The sequence below is a fragment of the Streptomyces sp. NPDC037273 genome (assembly GCF_055603625.1).
Genome location: NZ_JBVJVO010000006.1, coordinates 260756 through 279310 on the forward strand (window position 1 = coordinate 260756; position 18555 = coordinate 279310).

The window sequence follows — 18555 nt, forward strand, 5'->3', positions numbered from 1 at the left end:
GTCCCCGTGAAAACGGCGAGGGCCGCCGCGGCCGTTCCGTACGGAAGGTACGGAGCGGACGCGACGGCCCTGGCCGGTGTGCCCGGCGGACGGATCAGGGGGTCCAGAACCCGCCGCCGGGTTTGCCGTTCCCGTTGCCGTTGTCGGTCGCGGGATCGGTCGGCGTCTCCGTGTCGGTGGGCGGAGTCGTCGTGGGCTGACCGGTGTTGCCTCCCGGATTCCCCGTGTTGTTGCAGTCCAGGTCCCAGACGCTGCAGGTCGTCTTGCCCGGCTTCGGGGTCCTGGTCGCCGGGGGAGTCGTGGTCGGGGTGGTCGGCGGGGTCGTCGAAGGCGACATCGAGTCGGTGGGAGTCGGCGAGTCCGTCGGCGTCGGCGTCGGGCTGGTGGCGCCACCGCCGAAGACGGGCTCGGCGTTCTCGATGTCCATCGGCTCCGGGAACTTCACGAGCGGCATGCCCTCGACGGCCTGCGACATGTAGTCCTGCCAGATCCGCGACGGGAACGACGAACCGTGGATCTTCTCCTGGCCGCCGGTGCCGTACATGTCCTCGAACTTGCGGTCCTTCTTCGTGTCGTCGTCGTCGTACCGGTACATGTCGATCGCGGTCGCCAGCTGCGCGGTGTAGCCCACGAACCAGGCCGACATGTTGTCGTCGGTCGTACCCGTCTTGCCGGCCACGGCGCGGCCCGGGATACGTGCCTTCGTACCGGTGCCCTGGGGGTCGTCCACGACGTCCCGGAGCACGTCGGTGACCTGGCTCGCGATCGCCGGCGTGAAGGGCTGCTTGGTCGCCATCTCGTGCTTCTTGATGACGACGCCCTCCTTCTTGACGGTCTCCACCGAGTAGGGGTCGTTCTGCTTGCCCCCGTTGGCGAAGGTCGAGTAGGCACCGGCCATGCGGATGGTGCTGGGGCTGGAGATACCGAGGGAGAACGAGGGCACCTCGCCCTGGACCAGCGAGTTCTCCAGCAGGCCGGCTTCCGTCGCGGCCTGGCGGACCTTGTCGATGCCGATGTCCATGCCGAGCTGCACGTACGGCGAGTTGGCGGAGCGGATCATGGCCTTGCGCAGCGAGATGCCGCCGTAGCTGGCGTCCTCGTCGTTGCTCTGCTTCCACTCCTTGCCGCTGCCGTCGAGCCAGATGTCACCGTTGTACTTCCGGATCACCAGCTCGTCCTTGCCGTTGTAACGGCTCTTGTCCGGGTCCAGGATCTTGCGGCTGGACTCGTCCTGGACGGGACCGAGCTTCGGGTCCCGGACGCCGTACTTCATCGCGGCGGCGAGCACGAAGGGCTTGAACGTCGATCCGACCATGGCGCCGGTGGCGTCGGCGTTGTTGGTGAAGTGCTTGGTGGCGTCGGGGCCACCGTAGAGAGCGACGATCTTGCCGGTCGTCGTGTCGACGGAGGCACCGCCGAACTGGACGTGGGTGTCGTCCTCGGGGCGCTTCTTCGGGTCGATCTTGTTGTCGAGGATCTTCTTGACCGACTTCTCGAGCGTGTTCACCTTGTCCTTCTCGAAGGTGGTGAAGATCTCGTAGCCGCCGCGGTCCAGGTCCTGCACGCTGATGCCGAACTGGGTCTTGATGTTGGCGTTGGCGGTCCTGACCAGGTAGCCGATCTGACCGCCCAGGTTGGCGCTCTGGCCGGGCTTCTTCACCTTGGGGAAGGTGGTGTACTTCGCCCGCTCGGCGGCCGTGAGATGCCCGTCCTTCTGCATCTCGTCGAGGATCCACTTCCACCGCTTGGTGGCGCGCTCGGTGTTCGCCTCGGCCGTGGCCCGGGGGTCGATCTCGGGGTAGCCGGCGGGGTCGTAGTACGTCGCGCCCTTCAGCACCGAGGCGAGCAGCGCGCACTCGCTGGGGTTGAGGTCCTTGGCGTCCTTGTTGAAGTACGCGCGGGCCGCGGCCTGGATGCCGTACGCGCCGCGTCCGTAGTACGACGTGTTCAGGTAGCCGGCCATGATGTCGGGCTTCTCGACCTCGTTGCCGACCTTCATGGAGATGAAGAGTTCCTTCACCTTCCGGGTCACCGTCTGCGACTGGTCGTCCAGGCGGTTGTTCTTCACGTACTGCTGGGTGATGGTCGAGCCACCCTGGGTCTCGCCGCCCTTGGCCATGTTCCACACGGCGCGGGCGATGCCCATCGGGTCGATTCCGGAGTCGGTCCGGAAGGTCTTGTTCTCCGCGGAGATCACGGCGTTCTGCATCGCCATGGGGATCTGCGCGATGGGAACGATCTGGCGGTTGGCGCCACTGCCCGTCGCGACCATCCGGGTCTTGTCGGCCCAGTAGTAGATGTTGTTCTGCGAGGTCGCCGTGTCCGCCTCGTTCGGAATCTCCACCTTCGAGTACGCGAACGCGGCCGCGCCCATCAGGCTGGCCACGAAGAAGAGGAACGTGCCCGACACGAGCTTCCACGAGGGCACCCAGCGCCGCCACCCGTACTTGCCGTAGCGCGGGTAGTCGATGATCCGCTTCTTGCCCGGCGGGCGACCGCCGGAGCCGCGCCCCGGACCGCTCCCGCGCCCGCCGCCACCGCCGCCTCCGCGCCGGCCGCCGCCGGGACCACCGGGGCCTCCGGGACCGTTGTCGGCGCCCTTGCGGCGGCTGCCGCGCTGGGCGGCTCTACGGGCCTCCGCGCGGCCGCCGTAGGGGCGCTCCTCCTCCCCGTGGGAAGAAGGTGGCCCGTACGAGGCCGAAGGGGCCCCCGTACCGACGTCATGGACCGGGGCCGGCCTGCGGCCCATCGGCTGCTGGGCAGCGCGCCGTGCCGCCGCGCGCCCACCCGTCGGCGGCTGCTGCGGCGGCATTTTGCGACGATGCTCGCTCATCGAACGACTACTCCTCGGGCAGGCGCGTACGCCTGGAAGCGGCAGTTGAGTTCCGGTCCCCCCGAAATGTGCACGTACGGCACCCCATCGGAGGCCCATCCGTACCGCAGCCGGTCACCCGCAGCACTGACGCCCCACGGCATCGCTCGGTTCCCGGTGGTCTGCATGCCGCACAGACTACGCACGGCCAAAACCCACGGAGAGCCGGACTTCCGCCCAAATCAGGCAAGTCGATCCCTGTGAATTGACGATGTGACGCCGGTCACGGCGGTCCCGCTTGTCGAGACAGGGTGGCCGTTCTATCGTGCTGATGTATCGAGTCGATACATCAGCACGGCATAAGGGCCGGGGAAGCGGAGGAGGCGACGGATGAGCAGGCGCTCAGGCATCCTCGAGTTCGCCGTTCTCGGCCTGCTCCGCGAGGCCCCCATGCACGGGTACGAACTGCGGAAGCGCCTCAACACCTCGCTGGGCGTCTTCCGGGCGTTCAGCTACGGGACGCTGTACCCCTGCCTCAAGACGCTGGTCGCCAACGGCTGGTTGATCGAGGAGCCGGGCAGCGCACCCGAGGAGGCCCTGGCCGCTTCACTCGCAGGACGCCGGGCCAAGATCGTCTACCGGTTGACGCCGGCAGGTAAGGACCACTTCGAGGAGCTCCTCTCCCACACGGGCCCGGACTCCTGGGAGGACGAGCACTTCGCCGCCCGCTTCGCCTTCTTCGGCCAGACCGAACGCGAAGTGCGGATGCGCGTCCTGGAGGGCCGCCGCAGCCGGCTGGAAGAGCGCCTGGAGAAGATGCGCGCTTCCCTGTCCCGGACCCGCGAGCGCCTCGACGACTACACGCTTGAGCTGCAGCGCCACGGTATGGAGTCCGTGGAGCGCGAAGTGCGCTGGCTGAACGAGCTCATCGAGAGCGAGCGGGCAGGGCGGGATCAGCGATCCGGCCCCGACGCCCCCGCTCTGCACGACAACGATTCTGGAGAAACGGGCGGCCTGCCCCGGCACGGGGGCAGTACCCGGCCGGATCCGTCCGACGACACCGCCAAGTGAAGCCCTGCGCACAGCAGGACTTCCAACCTCACAACAGGGAGCAACCGGAATGGGTTCGGTTCGCGTAGCCATCGTCGGCGTGGGCAACTGCGCCGCCTCGCTGGTGCAGGGCGTCGAGTACTACAAGGACGCCGACCCGGCGACCAAGGTGCCCGGCCTGATGCACGTCCAGTTCGGCGACTACCACGTCGGTGACGTCGAGTTCGTCGCCGCCTTCGACGTCGACGCGAAGAAGGTCGGCCTCGACCTCTCCGACGCCATCGGCGCCAGCGAGAACAACACCATCAAGATCTGCGACGTCCCGAACGCGGGCGTCACGGTCCAGCGCGGTCACACGCTCGACGGTCTCGGCAAGTACTACCGCCAGACCATCGAGGAGTCCGCCGAGGAGCCGGTGGACGTCGTCCAGATCCTCAAGGACCGCCAGGTCGACGTTCTCGTCTGCTACCTGCCCGTCGGTTCCGAGGCCGCCGCGAAGTTCTACGCGCAGTGCGCCATCGACGCCAAGGTCGCGTTCGTCAACGCCCTCCCGGTCTTCATCGCCGGCACCAAGGAGTGGGCCGACAAGTTCACCGAGGCCGGTGTCCCGATCGTCGGCGACGACATCAAGTCGCAGGTCGGCGCGACCATCACGCACCGCGTGATGGCCAAGCTGTTCGAGGACCGCGGTGTCCGTCTCGAGCGCACCATGCAGCTCAACGTCGGCGGCAACATGGACTTCAAGAACATGCTCGAGCGCGAGCGCCTCGAGTCCAAGAAGATCTCGAAGACGCAGGCCGTCACCTCGCAGATCCCCGACCGCGAGCTGGGCGAGAAGAACGTCCACATCGGCCCGTCGGACTACGTGGCGTGGCTGGACGACCGCAAGTGGGCGTACGTCCGCCTTGAGGGCCGCGCCTTCGGTGACGTTCCGCTGAACCTGGAGTACAAGCTCGAGGTCTGGGACTCCCCGAACTCCGCGGGTGTCATCATCGACGCCCTGCGCGCCGCGAAGATCGCCAAGGACCGCGGCATCGGCGGCCCGATCCTCTCCGCGTCCTCGTACTTCATGAAGTCCCCGCCGGTGCAGTACTTCGACGACGAGGCCCTGGCCAACGTCGAGAAGTTCATCAAGGGTGAGGTCGAGCGCTAAAGCGCCGCACGCTTGTCGAAGAGGGTCCCCGAGGCACTGCCCGGGGGCCCTCTTCGTATGTGAGTCTTGCTGCCATGTCCGTCGTACGTGATCTGCGCGTACTCCTGCGCCTGACGAACTTCCGCCGCCTGCTCGCCGTACGGCTGCTCTCCCAGTGCGCCGACGGCGTCTATCAGGTGGCCCTGGCCACGTACGTCGTCTTCTCCCCCGAGAAACAGACCTCCCCCGCCGCCATCGCCTCGGCCATGGCCGTGCTCCTGCTCCCGTACTCCCTCGTCGGGCCCTTCGCCGGCGTGCTCCTCGACCGCTGGCAGCGCCGCCAGGTCTTCCTGTACGGGAACCTGCTGCGCGCCCTGCTCGCCTGCGGGACCGCCGTGCTCGTCCTCGCCGCCGTGCCCGACTGGCTCTTCTACGCCTCGGCGCTCTCCGTCACGGCGGTCAACCGCTTCGTCCTCGCGGGCCTCTCGGCCTCGCTGCCCAGGGTCGTCGACGAGGAGCGCCTGGTCGTGGCGAACTCGCTCTCACCGACCGCGGGCACCCTCGCCGCCACGCTGGGAGGCGGTCTCGCGTTCGGGGTCCGGCTGATCGCCGACGACTCCGACGCGGTCGTGGTGGCCTTCGGCGCCCTGCTCTACCTCTGCTCCGCCCTGGCCTCCCTGCGGATGCCCCGGGAGCTCCTGGGGCCGGAGCCCGGCCTCGCCCCCCAGCGGCTCGGCTCCGCGCTGGTCTCGACGGCCCGCGGGCTGGTCCAGGGGCTCCGCCATCTCGCCGAGCGCCGGCCCGCCGCACGGGCGCTCCTCGCGGTGGGGCTCATGCGCTTCTGTTACGGCGCCCTGCTCGTCACCGTGCTCATGCTCTGCCGCTATTCCTGGAGCTCCACGGACGACGAGGGCCTCGGCCTCCTCGGTCTCGCCGTCGCCGCCTCGGGCGCGGGCTTCTTCGCGGCCGCCGTGCTCTCCCCCTGGGGGGTGGGCCGGCTCGGCCCCTTCGGCTGGATGACCCTCTGCACGGCGGTGGCCGCCGTCGTCGAACCGGCCCTCGGGCTGACCTTCGCCCCGGTGCCGTTCCTCGTCGCCGCCTTCGTCCTGGGGCTGATCACCCAGGGCGCCAAGATCGCGACGGACACGGTGGTGCAGACCGCCGTCGACGACGCCTACCGGGGACGGGTCTTCTCGCTCTACGACGTGCTCTTCAACGTCGCCTTCGTCAGCGCGGCCGGTGTCGCCGCCCTGATGCTGCCACCCGACGGCCGCTCCCCGCTCCTGGTCGGCCTGGTGGCCGTGATCTACGCGGCGATCTCCCTGACGCTGCGGGCGGAGCGCATGAAGGGGTGATGTTTCACGTGAAACACCACCCCTGCCGGGCGGGAGCGAGGCGCTGTTTCACGTGAAACAGCGGCCCGCCCACGCGGTACGGCTCAGCTCCGCGCCGCCCACCACTCCTTGAGCGCGGCGACCGCCTGGTCGTGCTCCATCGGTCCGTTCTCCAGGCGGAGCTCAAGCAGGAACTTGTAGGCCTGGCCGATGGCCGGGCCGGGTCCGATGTCGAGGATCTCCTGGATCTGGTTGCCGTCCAGGTCGGGACGGATCGCGTCCAGCTCCTCCTGCTCCTGGAGCTGGGCGATCCGCGTCTCCAGACCGTCGTACGTACGGGAGAGCGCCGCCGCCTTGCGCTTGTTGCGCGTGGTGCAGTCCGAGCGGGTCAGCTTGTGCAGGCGCGAGAGCAGCGGTCCCGCGTCGCGGACGTAGCGGCGCACCGCCGAGTCGGTCCACTCGCCGTCCCCGTAACCGTGGAACCGGAGGTGGAGCTCGACCAGCCGCGAGACGTCCTTGATCATCTCGTTGGAGTACTTGAGCGCGGTCATGCGCTTCTTGGTCATCTTCGCGCCGACCACCTCGTGGTGGTGGAAGGAGACGCGACCGTCCTTCTCGAAGCGGCGCGTACGCGGCTTCCCGATGTCGTGGAGCAGGGCCGCGAGGCGCAGCACCAGGTCGGGGCCGTCCTCCTCCAGATCGATCGCCTGGTCGAGCACGGTCAGCGAGTGCTCGTAGACGTCCTTGTGCCGGTGGTGCTCGTCGCTCTCCAGACGCAGCGCGGGCAGCTCGGGCAGCACGTGCTCGGCGAGACCCGTGTCCACGAGGAGACCGAGGCCCTTCCTGGGGTGCGCCGAGAGCAGCAGCTTGTTCAGCTCCTCACGGATCCGCTCGGCGGAGACGATCTCGAGCCGGCCGGACATCTCCTTCATCGCCGTGACGACCTCGGGGGCGACCTCGAAGTCCAGCTGCGCGGCGAAGCGCGCGGCCCGCATCATCCGCAGCGGGTCGTCGGAGAAGGACTCCTCCGGCGTGCCGGGAGTGCGCAGCACCCGGGCGGCGAGGTCCTCCAGGCCGCCGTACGGGTCGATGAAGGTCTTCTCCGGCAGGGCCACGGCCATCGCGTTGACGGTGAAGTCACGCCGGACGAGGTCCTCGTCGATGGAGTCGCCGTAGGAGACCTCGGGCTTGCGCGAGGTCCGGTCGTACGCCTCCGAGCGGTACGTGGTGACCTCGATGAGGTAGCCGTCCTTCTGGGAACCGACCGTCCCGAAGGCGATCCCGACCTCCCACACGGCGTCGGCCCACGGACGGACGATCTTCAGTACGTCCTCGGGGCGGGCGTCGGTGGTGAAGTCCAGGTCGTTGCCGAGCCGGCCGAGCAGGGCGTCCCGTACCGAGCCACCGACCAGCGCGAGGCTGAACCCGGCCTCCTGGAAACGGCGGGCGAGGTCGTCGGCGACAGGGGACACACGCAGCAGTTCGGTGACCGCGCGGCGTTGCACCTGGCTCAGTGCAGTCGGGGTGTCTTCGTTGGCGTTCGGCACAACAGAAAAGGGTACGTGCCCCGGCTCGCCCCGACGTCCCCGTTTTCGCCCGGGTGAAGATCGCCTGGAGCAGTCCCCGGCACTTGCCCCCAGCGTGCCTCGTTACCATGCCTGGACACAGCAACCGGGAATCATCGACACCACTGGCACCACTGACAACGACGAGGACGGGCGAACGCGTGGCCGAGGCGGCAGACATCCAGGGAACCGGTCCCTCACCTGCCCGCCGATGGCTGCGGCGCACGATCACCGTCGCCTTCGGGGCGCCGCTCCTCGCCGGACTGCTCCAGGCCCCCGCCGGTGCGTCCCCGGGGCTCGCCGCCGAGGACGGCACGGGCTCCCGGACCGTCGATGTGTCGCTCGACACCCTGACCCCGAGCGCCCCCGTCGAAGGGGACACCGTCACGGTCACCGGAACGGTGACCAACCGGGGGAAGAAGACCGTCACCGACGCGAGCGTGGACCTGCGGGTCGGCCCGCGGATGACGAGCCGCAGCGAGATCGAGCAGGTCACGGACCGCACCGGGTACCGCTACGACAGCGACCCCGCTCCTCTCGAGGACGCTCCCACCGTCAAGATCGCGCGCCTCGGCGCCGGCCTCAGCACGGAGTTCTCACTCTCCGTCCCGGTCTCCGAGCTCGGCCTCGACGAGGCGGGCGTCTACCAGCTGGGCGTCTCCCTCACCGGACACACCTCCGAGCAGGGCTCGGAGCGCGTGCTCGGCATCGAGCGGACCTTCCTGCCGTACCAGCCCGAGGCCACCAAGAAGAAGACCCAGCTGACCTACCTCTGGCCGCTGATCTCCTCTTCCCACGTCTCCGCCGAGACCGCCACGGACGACCAGCAGACCCCGGTCTTCGAGGACGACGCCCTGGCCGCCGAGCTGCGGCCGGGCGGGCGCCTGGACCAGCTGGTCTCGCTGGGCAAGGACCTCCCGGTCACCTGGGTGATCGATCCCGACCTGCTGGCCACCGTCGACGCCATGGCGAACGGCTACCGGGTCAAGGACGGCACCCTGCACGTCCCCGGGAAGAACAAGGACGTCGCCGAGCAGTGGCTGAACGCCCTGGAGAAGGCGGTCCAGGGGCGCAAGGTCGTCGCGCTGCCCTTCGCCGACCCCGACCTCGCCTCCCTCGCCCATCACGGCAAGGACGTCCCCGGCTCGCTCGGCCACCTCCAGTCGGCGACGGACCTCGCGGGGACGACCGTCGAGACCGTCCTCCACCTCCGGCCCTCCACCGACTTCGCCTGGCCCGTCGACGGCGCCGTCGACCCCTCCATCGTGGCGGTCGCGACCTCGGCCGGCGCCGACAAGGTGATCGCCCGCAGTGACAGCGTCCGCGACGACCTCTCCTACACGCCCACGGCGGCCCGCCCGCTGGGCAGCGGCAGCACCACGGCCGTGGTGAGCGACGCGCTCCTGTCCACGAACTTCGAGGGCGACATGGTCCGCGCGGAGAGCTCCACGCTCGCGGTCCAGGAGTTCCTCGCCCAGTCGCTCGCGATCACCCTGGAGCAGCCGGAGGACCAGCGCAGCGTCGTGGTCGCCCCGCAGCGGACGCCGACCGTCGCCCAGGCCCAGAGCATGGCCACGGCCCTGCGCGGCCTGTCCGCCAAGCGCTGGAGCCAGCCGCTCGATCTCGTCGCCGCCGCCGCGGCCAAGCCCGACCCGGACGCCTCGACCGCGGTGCCCAGCACCTCCCGGTACCCGAAGAAGCTGCGCGACCGGGAGCTGCCGGTCCAGGCCTTCCGTGACATGAAGACCACCCGGGACGAGCTGGACGACTTCAAGGTCGTCCTGGAGCAGCCCGAGCGCGTCGTGACGCCGTTCGGCAACGCGATCAACCGCGAGATGTCGGTCTCCTGGCGCGGCGAGGTCAGAGCGGCCCTGGTCTACCGCAGCAACGTCCTGGAGTACCTCCAGGGCCTCACCAAGAGCGTCCAGCTCGTCGACAAGTCGGACCTCACGCTCTCCGGCCGCAGCGCGACGATCCCCGTGACCGTCCAGAACAAGCTGCTGCAGGGCGTGGACCATCTGGTGCTGCGCCTCACCTCCGGCAACAAGAACCGGCTCGAGGTGAACGGAGAGGCGTTCGCCGAGCTCCCCGTGAAGATCAACGGCGGGCACAGCCAGTCGGTGAAGTTCACGGCCTCCGCCAACGTCAACGGCCAGGTCCCGATGACCGCCCAGCTCTACACCGAGGACGGCACTCCCTACGGGCAGCCGATGACCTTCACCGTGAAGGTCTCCGAGATGACCCCCACGGTGATGCTCGTGATCGCGGGCGGTGTCCTGCTCCTGGTGCTCGCGGGCGTGCGGATGTACACCCAGCGCAAGCGGATCGCCGCGCGGAACGCCGAGGCGGAAGCCGCGGAGGCCGCCGAGGGCGAGGCCGGAACGGCCGACGAGTCCGCCGGGGAGGGAGCCCCCGGCGACGAACCCGAGCAGCCGAGTGACCCGACACCGGACACCGGGCCCGAAAGCGGCGACCCGTCGGGCCCGGGTGAGAAAGTGGACCGTTGAGCGATGTCGTGGCCGGTCGGCCGGGGACGATGAGGTGGGGTAACCATGAACGCGCCGTACGACGGTGACCGCGGGCAGGGCGCGGGCGGCCCCGCGCCGCAGGCTGCCCCCGGCCCGCAGGGGCACGAGCCCTACGCGCAGCAGCCGCAGAACCAGGACCCGTACGTCCAGGACGTCTTCACGCACGACCCGTACCGGGCGCAGGACCTGGTCGCGCAGGACCCGGTGACCGAGGCCCTCTACGACCGCGCCGCGCACCCGCCGCCCCCGCCCGGGACCTACCAGGAGCCGCAGCCGCTCTACCAGCAGCCGGCCGCGCCCCAGCACGCCCCGGACCCCCGGGTGTGGGCCCAGACACCGCCGCCCGAGCCCGAGGGGACCTCCCGTCACCTGCCGTACGGCGACGACGCGCGCACGGTCCAGTTCACCGGGGTCGACGACCTGGTGACCCGGGCGGGCGAGGAAGAGCCCGAGCCGGACGCCTTCGCCCACCTGTACCGGGACCAGCAGATGCCCGGCCAGGTGCCGCCGCCCGCTCCGGAGCCCGACCCGCTGCCCGCGCCCGCCGCCAAGAAGACCGGCCGCGCCTCCGGGCTCCTCAAGTCGAGCGCCGTCATGGCGGCCGGCACCCTGGTCTCCCGGCTCACCGGATTCGTCCGCAGCCTGGTGATCACCGGTGCGCTCGGCGCGGCACTGCTCGGTGACACCTTCACCATCGCCTACACGCTGCCGACGATGATCTACATCCTCACCGTCGGCGGCGGCCTCAACTCGGTCTTCGTCCCGCAGCTCGTCCGCTCGATGAAGAACGACGAGGACGGCGGCGAGGCCTACGCCAACCGTCTGCTGACCCTGGTCATGGTGGCGCTCGGCCTGATCGTGGCCCTCGCGGTCTTCGCGGCGCCGCTGCTGATCCGGCTGATGTCGAACACCATCGCCGACGACGCCGCGGCCAACAGCGTGGCCGTGACCTTCGCCCGCTACTGCCTGCCCACGATCTTCTTCATGGGTGTGCACGTGGTGATGGGTCAGATCCTGAACGCCCGGGGCAAGTTCGGCGCGATGATGTGGACGCCGGTCCTCAACAACATCGTCATGATCGTCACCTTCGGCCTGTTCATCTGGGTCTACGGCACCTCCGCCGAGTCCCACATGGGCGTGCAGACCATCCCGGACGAGGGCATCCGCCTCCTCGGCATCGGCACCCTGCTCGGCCTCGTCGTCCAGGCCCTGGCGATGATCCCGTACCTCCGTGAGACAGGCTTCCGCTTCCGTCCGCGCTTCGACTGGAAGGGCCACGGGCTCGGCAAGACGGTCAAGCTGGCCAAGTGGACCGTGCTCTTCGTGCTCGCCAACCAGGCGGGCGTCCTGGTCGTCACCCAGCTCGCCACGGCGGCCGGTGAGGAGTCCGGGAAGAACGGCGCGGGCTTCCTCGCCTACTCCAACGCCCAGCTGATCTGGGGCATGCCGCAGGCCATCATCACCGTCTCCGTCATGGCGGCCCTGCTGCCGCGGATCTCCCGCGCCGCCCACGACAACGACCCCGGCGCCGTCCGGGACGACATCTCGCAGGGCCTGCGGAACTCGGCCGTCGCCATCGTCCCGGTCTCCTTCGCCTTCCTGGCGCTCGGCGTCCCGATGTGCACCCTGCTCTACGCCTCCAGCGGCATCGAGGCGGCCCAGGGCATGGGCTTCATCCTCATGGCCTTCGGCCTCGGCCTGATCCCGTACTCCGTCCAGTACGTCGTGCTGCGTGGCTTCTACGCCTACGAGGACACCCGGACGCCCTTCTACAACACGGTCATCGTCGCCGCCGTCAACGCGGCGGCCTCGGCCGTCTGCTACGTCGTCCTGCCGGCCCAGTGGGCCGTCGTCGGCATGGCCGCCTCGTACGGACTCGCCTACGCCGTCGGTGTCGGCATCGCCTGGCGCCGGCTGCGCAACCGGCTCGGCGGGGACCTGGACGGCACCCACGTCCTGCGGACCTACGCGCGGCTGTGCCTGGCCTCCGTACCGGCCGCGATCGTCTCCGGTGCCGTCGGTTTCGGCCTGTTGAGGCTCCTCGGCGAAGGCGCGCTCGGTTCGCTCGTCGCCCTGCTCGTCGGCGGAGCGGTACTCCTCGGGGTCTTCTTCGTCGCGGCAAAGCGCATGCGCATCGCGGAGTTGAACACCCTGGTCGGAATGGTGCGGGGACGCCTGGGACGCTGATGCGGCGGTCCCGCACAACCATCGGCGGGAACCGCGTGTCGTGCAGAGCGCCGGACTGTGGGCACAATTGGCATGGCTGTTGGATGTGGCGCAACGGATGGGGAGGCAGGAACGACGGTGGCGGAACGTAGCACGGCTGCCGTCGACGTGGCCGACAACAGCGGTGACGACCCGCTGACCGCCAAGGCGGACACGGCCGCGACCGACGGGGTGGCGGAAGAGCAGAAGACGGCGGACAAGCCCGCCGAAGCCACGGAGAACAAGGCGGTCGAACGAAAGAGCGGCGAACAGCCCTCCATCACGGCACCCGAACTGCACAGCGGGCACAAACTGGCCAGACGCTACCGGCTGGAGGAATGCGTCACCCGTTTGGACGGCTTCAGCAGTTGGCGTGCGGTCGACGAGAAACTGCGCCGCGCCGTCGGCGTCCACCTGCTGCCGGCCGACCACCCCAGGGCCCGCTCGGTCCTGGCCGCGGCCCGTTCCTCGGCCCTCCTCGGTGACCCTCGGTTCGTCCAGGTCCTCGACGCCGTCGAGGAGAACGACCTGGTGTACGTCGTGCACGAGTGGCTGCCCGACTCCACCGAGTTGACCACCCTGCTCGCGGCCGGGCCGCTGGAACCCCACGACGCCTATCAGCTCGTCAGCCAGGTCTCCCAGGCGATGGCCGCCGCCCACCGCGAAGGCCTCGCCCACCTCCGGCTCACCCCGAGCGCCGTCCTGCGCAGCTCCACCGGCCAGTACCGGATCCGCGGCCTGGCCGTGAACGCCGCCCTGCGCGGCATCACCGCCGACCGTCCGCAGCGCACCGACACCGAGGCCATCGGCGCCCTGCTCTACGCCGCGCTCACCCAGCGCTGGCCCTACGACAGCGACGCCCACGGCCTCTCCGGGCTCCCCAAGGGCGTCGGCCTGCTCCCGCCCGACCAGGTCCGCGCCGGCGTCCACCGCGGCCTCTCCGAGATCGCCATGCGCGCCCTCGCCAACGACGGGGCCACCGCCTCGCGCCAGGAACCGCCCTGCACGACCCCGGACGAACTGGCCAAGGCCGTGGCGGCGATGCCCCGCGTCAAGCCGCCGGAGCCGGAGTACACCGCCCCGCCCGAGTACCAGCGCACCACCTACCAGCAGGGCACCTACGGACGGCCGCAGCCGCGCCCGTCCGTGACCCAGCCGGTGGTCGTTCCGCCGCCCCCGCTGCAGAGCCGTACCGGCAGGGCCCTGAAGTGGGCCGTCTCGGCGCTGCTGATCGCAGCCCTGGGCCTCGGCAGCTGGCAGATCGCGGACCGGCTCCTCGACCACGACAACTCGTCCAAGAACCCGGTCACCACACCGACGGTCGACGACGAGAAGCCCGAGCCGCCGAAGCCGCTGACGATTCAGTCGGCCCAGGAGTACGCGCCCGACGGCAAGCCGCAGAACTCCGACGGGGTGGACGACACCTTCGACAGCGACAGCTCCACGTACTGGCGCACGAAGACCTTCGTCGCCGGACCGGTCCTGGCGCCGTACAAGCAGGGCGTGGGCATCGTCTACGACCTCGGCAGCGAGCAGAACGTCTCGTCCGCGTCCATAGCGTTCCGCTACAGCGGGCCGAAGACCGCGGTCACGCTGTACGCCGCGGACTCGCTGACCCCCTCCGCCGGACCCGACTCCATGAAGAGGATCGCCTCCGTCGAGACCTCGGACTCCACAGCGAAGCCGCAGACCACGACGCCGGTGAAAACCCGGTACGTGCTCCTCTGGGTGACCTCCGTGCCGTACTCCAGCGGCGACGAGTACTTCGGGGCCGGCTACAAGCAGGCCATCACGAACGTGTCCTTCGAGGGGACCGCCCCGTAGTCGCGGAGCCACCCCCTCCATGAGCGCCGAGCCCAGCTCGGCGCTCATTTACTTCCGGGCACGGACCGGATTGAATGCCTGCACGGCTGCCGAGCGAGGAGGGGAACCGTGGCGCCTGCGGCTGACGACCCCCGAACGGCGACGGACGAGGAACTCCTCGCACGTCACGTCGCCGGGGACCCGAACGCCTTCAACGAGCTCGTACGCCGGCACCGCGACCGGCTGTGGGCGGTGGCCCTGCGGACCCTGGGGGACCGCGAGGAGGCCGCTGACGCCGTCCAGGACGCCCTGCTCTCCGCCTTCCGGGCCGCCCATACCTTCCGCGGCCAGTCGGCCGTCACGACCTGGCTGCACCGCATCACGGTGAACGCCTGCCTCGACCGTGCCCGCAAGACCGCCTCGCGCCGCACGTCACCCGTCGACGACTCCGACCGCTTCGAGCAGCTCCTCGGCCCCCACGAGTCGGCGGAGGCCCCGGTGGAACGCCAGGACCTCCACCGCGAGGTGCTGGCCGCGCTCGCCGCGATCCCGGCCGACCAGCGCGCCGCGCTCGTCCTGGTCGACATGCAGGGATACCCCGTCGCCGAGGCCGCCCGCATCCTCGGCGTCCCCACCGGCACCGTGAAGAGCCGCTGTGCGCGCGGGCGGGCACGCCTGCTGCCGATGGTCACTCATCTGCGCGCCGACACCGTGGGTAACGAGGCCGCCGAAGGGGGAAGGAACCGGACGCCGGGGGCATCCGTCCCAACGGTGCCGGGGCCGACCGATACCGGACCGACTGATCCAGCTGCTGTGAAGGGCGGAGGTGGGCGCACGTGACTTCCACGGCCGGCAAGGCCGACACCACACAGCACCCGGACGTCTCGGAGATTTCCGATCTGGCCGAGGGGCTCCTTTCGCCGACCCGCTCCACCGCCGTGCGGCGGCACCTGGACGCCTGTCCCCTCTGCGCGGACGTCCGGACCTCGCTGGAGGAGATCCGCGGCCTCCTGGGCACCCTCCCCGGGCCTCCCCGGATGCCCGCCGAGATCGCGGGCCGGATCGACGCCGCTCTCGCGGCCGAGGCGCTTCTCGACTCCACCGCGCCCGAGGCCGAGGCCGCTGTTTCACGTGAAACATCGCGCCACCCGGTCGAGCCCGCACGCCCCGCCCGCGCACCCTCGCCGCCCTCCGACCGCCCCGCCGGGAGCCCCCGCGCCACCACGGGTCCCGGCCGCCCTGGCAAGCCCCGCAAGCGCCGCATCGGCCTTTTGTCGACGCTCGCGGCCGCCTTCGGTGCCGTGGTCCTGGGGACGAGCCTGTACCTCAGTCAGGCGGTGAATCCGATGGCCGACGGTGCGGCGGACACCAAGAAGGCCGACACCGCCGCGGGTGCGGCTCTGAGCGCCTTCTCCGGGAGCCCGGTCGAGGACCGCGTCCACGAGCTGCTCGCCGGGAGCGGCGCCGCCAAGACACCTCAGGGCGTCGGCCCGGAATCGATGGCCAGCGCGACCAGGTCCACGGCCCCCCAGCGCAACCGGGACGGGGCGGTCCCCTCCTGCGTCCTGGCCGGCACCGGCCGCACCGACCCGGTGCTCGGCCACGAGCGCGGCGAGTACGAGGGCAGGCCCGCCTATCTGCTGGTGCTGCCGGATCCCTCCGACAGCACCCGGGTGCGGGCCTACGTCGTCGACGCCTCCTGCTCCGGTCAGTCCGCGGACGCCTCGGAGCCGGCGGCCACGGTTCTCCTCAGCGAGACCTACCCCCGCGCCTGAGCTCTCTCCGAGGCGTCCACGGTGCCGTGCGGCGGTCTCGGGAATGCACGCCCCTTAGGATCCGTTGGGTGGGGTGAGAGCGACCGAGACAACCGCCCCCGTAGGCAGTGGCAAGTCTGCAGAGACGAGGAAGAAACCCGTGAGCGACGTCCGTAACGTGATCATCATCGGCTCCGGGCCCGCGGGTTACACCGCGGCGCTCTACACGGCCCGAGCGTCGCTGAAGCCCCTGGTCTTCGAAGGTGCCGTCACCGCAGGTGGCGCCCTGATGAACACGACCGAGGTCGAGAACTTCCCCGGCTTCCGTGACGGCATCATGGGCCCGGACCTGATGGACAACATGCGGGCCCAGGCGGAGCGCTTCGGCGCCGAGCTCGTCCCGGACGACGTCATCGCCGTGGACCTGACCGGTGACATCAAGACCGTCACCGACACCGCCGGCACCGTGCACCGCGCCAAGGCCGTCATCGTCACCACGGGCTCCCAGCACCGCAAGCTCGGCCTGCCCAACGAGGACACCCTGTCCGGCCGCGGTGTCTCCTGGTGCGCCACCTGCGACGGATTCTTCTTCAAGGACCAGGACATCGCCGTCGTCGGCGGCGGCGACACCGCGATCGAGGAGGCCACCTTCCTCTCGCGCTTCGCCAAGTCCGTCACGATCGTCCACCGCCGTGACACCCTGCGCGCCTCCAAGGCCATGCAGGAGCGCGCCTTCGCCGACCCGAAGATCTCCTTCGCGTGGGACAGCGAGGTCACCGAGATCCACGGCGAGCAGAAGCTCAGCGGCCTGACCCTGCGCGACACCAAGACCGGTGAGACCCGCGAGCTCGCCGTCACCGGCCTCTTCATCGCCGTGGGCCACGACCCGCGGACCGAGCTCTTCAAGGGCCAGCTGGACCTCGACGAGGAGGGCTACCTCAAGGTCGCCGCCCCGTCGACGCGCACCAACCTGACGGGTGTCTTCGGTGCGGGCGACGTCGTCGACCACACCTACCGCCAGGCGATCACCGCCGCCGGCACCGGCTGCTCCGCCGCTCTCGACGCCGAGCGCTTCCTGTCCGCCCTCGCCGACAGCGAGAAGCTGGCCGAGACCCCCGCGGTCTGATCCACCCTCGTCCCGCCCCACACCCCGAGAGATCAAGGAGGCCGTTGTGGCCCTCAAGAACGTGACCGACGCTTCCTTCGACGAGGACGTCCTCAAGAGCGACAAGCCCGTCCTGGTGGACTTCTGGGCCGAGTGGTGCGGCCCGTGCCGCCAGATCGCCCCGTCGCTGGAGGCCATCGCCGCCGAGCACGGCGAGATCGAGATCGTGAAGCTCAACATCGACCAGAACCCGGCCACGGCTGCCAAGTACGGCGTCATGTCCATCCCGACGCTGAACGTCTACCAGGGCGGCGAGGTCGTGAAGACCATCGTCGGCGCCAAGCCGAAGGCCGCGATCCTGCGCGACCTGGACGGCTTCATCGAGGCCTGATCCTCGCCCGCTGTTTCACGTGAAACAGCGAAGGCCCGTCCCCTCCCGGGGGCGGGCCTTTTCGTTTCCCGGAATGCTCACCGGATCTCAAAGGGGCCGCAGGGCGGGCTCCTTCTGCACGGCGCCGAGCAGCCGGTCCAGAGCCATCTCGACGTCCTCCTTCCAGGAGAGAGTCGTCCTGAGCTCCAGGCGCAGCCGGGGGAAGGCGTGATGCGGGCGGACGGTCTTGAAGCCCACGGCGAGCAGATGGTCGGCGGGCAGCACGCAGGCCGGCTCCTTCCAGCGGGCGTCCCCGAACGCCTCGATCGCCTTGAAGCCCCGCCGCATCACGTCCTTGGCCACGGTCTGCACCATCACCCGGCCCAGCCCCTGCCCCTGATAGCCCGGCATGATCCATGCCGTCATCAGCTGGACGGCATCCGCCGCCACCGGGCTCGTCGGGAAGGCCGTGGAGCGCGGCACATAGGCAGGGGGAGCGTAGAGCACATAGCCGACCGGCACCTCGTCCACGTAGACGACCCGTCCGCAGGAGCCCCACTCAAGCAGCACGGCCGAGATCCAGGCTTCCTTCTCCAGCTCGGGGCGCCCGGCCTTGACAGCCGCCTCCCCGCTGACCGGGTCCAGCTCCCAGAAGACGCAGGAGCGACATCGCTTGGGAAGATCCGGAAGGTTGTCCAGCGTGAGCGGTACGAGCCGACGCCCCACGGCCTCTCCTCGATTCCCTCGCCCTCGAGTACGGATACGCCTCTCGGAATCGTATCGATCGGGCGATCAGGGCGATACCGCTCACAGGCAAAGGGCGGGGGGGGGGGGGGGGGGGGGGGGGGAAAAAGGAGACCCGAGAAGAGAAAGAAAGAGAAGAAAAAAAGCCACCGC

The 18555-nt window shown here is 69.9% G+C and carries 13 protein-coding genes; 10 read left to right on the forward strand and 3 right to left on the reverse strand.

Annotated features, from left to right (window positions below; translation table 11 throughout):
* Positions 1–94: 94 nt before the first annotated feature.
* Positions 95–2833 carry a transglycosylase domain-containing protein gene (locus tag ACZ7G1_RS18740; RefSeq protein WP_470880762.1) on the reverse strand — a complete coding sequence of 913 codons (2739 nt, stop codon included), beginning with the start codon at positions 2831–2833 and terminating at the stop codon, positions 95–97.
* A 369-nt stretch (positions 2834–3202) separates the two neighbouring features.
* Here ACZ7G1_RS18740 and ACZ7G1_RS18745 point away from each other — a divergent pair, with 369 nt between their 5' ends.
* From ACZ7G1_RS18745 to ACZ7G1_RS18755, 3 genes are all read left to right on the forward strand, one after another.
* Positions 3203–3883, forward strand: a complete 681-nt coding sequence (locus ACZ7G1_RS18745) for a PadR family transcriptional regulator (protein WP_470880760.1) — start codon at positions 3203–3205, stop codon at positions 3881–3883.
* A 49-nt stretch (positions 3884–3932) separates the two neighbouring features.
* Entirely contained in the window at positions 3933–5015 is a 1083-nt protein-coding gene (locus tag ACZ7G1_RS18750) for an inositol-3-phosphate synthase (protein WP_376439784.1), read from the forward strand.
* 74 nt (positions 5016–5089) lie between these two features.
* On the forward strand, positions 5090–6349 hold the full coding sequence (locus tag ACZ7G1_RS18755) for an MFS transporter (protein ID WP_470880758.1): 1260 nt from the start codon (positions 5090–5092) through the stop codon (positions 6347–6349).
* An 83-nt stretch (positions 6350–6432) separates the two neighbouring features.
* Here ACZ7G1_RS18755 and ACZ7G1_RS18760 read toward each other — a convergent pair whose 3' ends face one another.
* Complete coding sequence (locus ACZ7G1_RS18760) at positions 6433–7875, reverse strand: CCA tRNA nucleotidyltransferase (RefSeq protein WP_470880756.1); 1443 nt, start codon at positions 7873–7875, stop codon at positions 6433–6435.
* Between the two features lie 179 nt (positions 7876–8054).
* Here ACZ7G1_RS18760 and ACZ7G1_RS18765 point away from each other — a divergent pair, with 179 nt between their 5' ends.
* From ACZ7G1_RS18765 to trxA, 7 genes are all read left to right on the forward strand, one after another.
* Positions 8055–10400: a DUF6049 family protein gene (locus ACZ7G1_RS18765; RefSeq protein ID WP_470880754.1), complete on the forward strand. Its 2346-nt coding sequence runs from the start codon at positions 8055–8057 to the stop codon at positions 10398–10400.
* A gap of 45 nt (positions 10401–10445) precedes the next feature.
* Positions 10446–12608: a murein biosynthesis integral membrane protein MurJ gene (gene murJ / locus ACZ7G1_RS18770; protein ID WP_470880752.1), complete on the forward strand. Its 2163-nt coding sequence runs from the start codon at positions 10446–10448 to the stop codon at positions 12606–12608.
* A gap of 117 nt (positions 12609–12725) precedes the next feature.
* Positions 12726–14450, forward strand: coding sequence for a protein kinase family protein (locus ACZ7G1_RS18775; RefSeq protein ID WP_470880750.1), 1725 nt, complete (start codon positions 12726–12728; stop codon positions 14448–14450).
* A gap of 108 nt (positions 14451–14558) precedes the next feature.
* Positions 14559–15269, forward strand: coding sequence for an RNA polymerase sigma factor SigM (gene sigM, locus ACZ7G1_RS18780; RefSeq protein WP_470880749.1), 711 nt, complete (start codon positions 14559–14561; stop codon positions 15267–15269).
* Positions 15266–16204, forward strand: coding sequence for an anti-sigma factor (locus ACZ7G1_RS18785; RefSeq protein WP_470880748.1), 939 nt, complete (start codon positions 15266–15268; stop codon positions 16202–16204). Before sigM ends, ACZ7G1_RS18785 begins: the two co-directional genes overlap by 4 nt.
* 139 nt (positions 16205–16343) lie before the next feature.
* A complete protein-coding gene (gene trxB / locus ACZ7G1_RS18790; RefSeq protein ID WP_470880746.1) occupies positions 16344–17309 on the forward strand; it encodes a thioredoxin-disulfide reductase in 966 nt (321 codons plus the stop codon).
* Positions 17310–17355: 46 nt separating this feature from the next.
* Positions 17356–17679 carry a thioredoxin gene (gene trxA, locus ACZ7G1_RS18795; protein ID WP_470880744.1) on the forward strand — a complete coding sequence of 108 codons (324 nt, stop codon included), beginning with the start codon at positions 17356–17358 and terminating at the stop codon, positions 17677–17679.
* An 87-nt stretch (positions 17680–17766) separates the two neighbouring features.
* Here the strand turns inward: trxA and ACZ7G1_RS18800 are convergent, their stop codons facing one another.
* Positions 17767–18384: a GNAT family N-acetyltransferase gene (locus ACZ7G1_RS18800; protein WP_041130177.1), complete on the reverse strand. Its 618-nt coding sequence runs from the start codon at positions 18382–18384 to the stop codon at positions 17767–17769.
* Positions 18385–18555: the final 171 nt, after the last annotated feature.

Excerpts from the sequence above, each read along its gene's own strand:
- ACZ7G1_RS18740 (WP_470880762.1), bottom strand. The coding sequence starts at position 2,833 with ATGAGCGAGCATCGTCGCAAAATGCCGCCGCAGCAGCCGCCGACGGGT.
- murJ (WP_470880752.1), top strand. The coding sequence starts at position 10,446 with ATGAACGCGCCGTACGACGGTGACCGCGGGCAGGGCGCGGGCGGCCCC.
- ACZ7G1_RS18755 (WP_470880758.1), top strand. The coding sequence starts at position 5,090 with ATGTCCGTCGTACGTGATCTGCGCGTACTCCTGCGCCTGACGAACTTC.
- ACZ7G1_RS18750 (WP_376439784.1), top strand. The coding sequence starts at position 3,933 with ATGGGTTCGGTTCGCGTAGCCATCGTCGGCGTGGGCAACTGCGCCGCC.
- ACZ7G1_RS18745 (WP_470880760.1), top strand. The coding sequence starts at position 3,203 with ATGAGCAGGCGCTCAGGCATCCTCGAGTTCGCCGTTCTCGGCCTGCTC.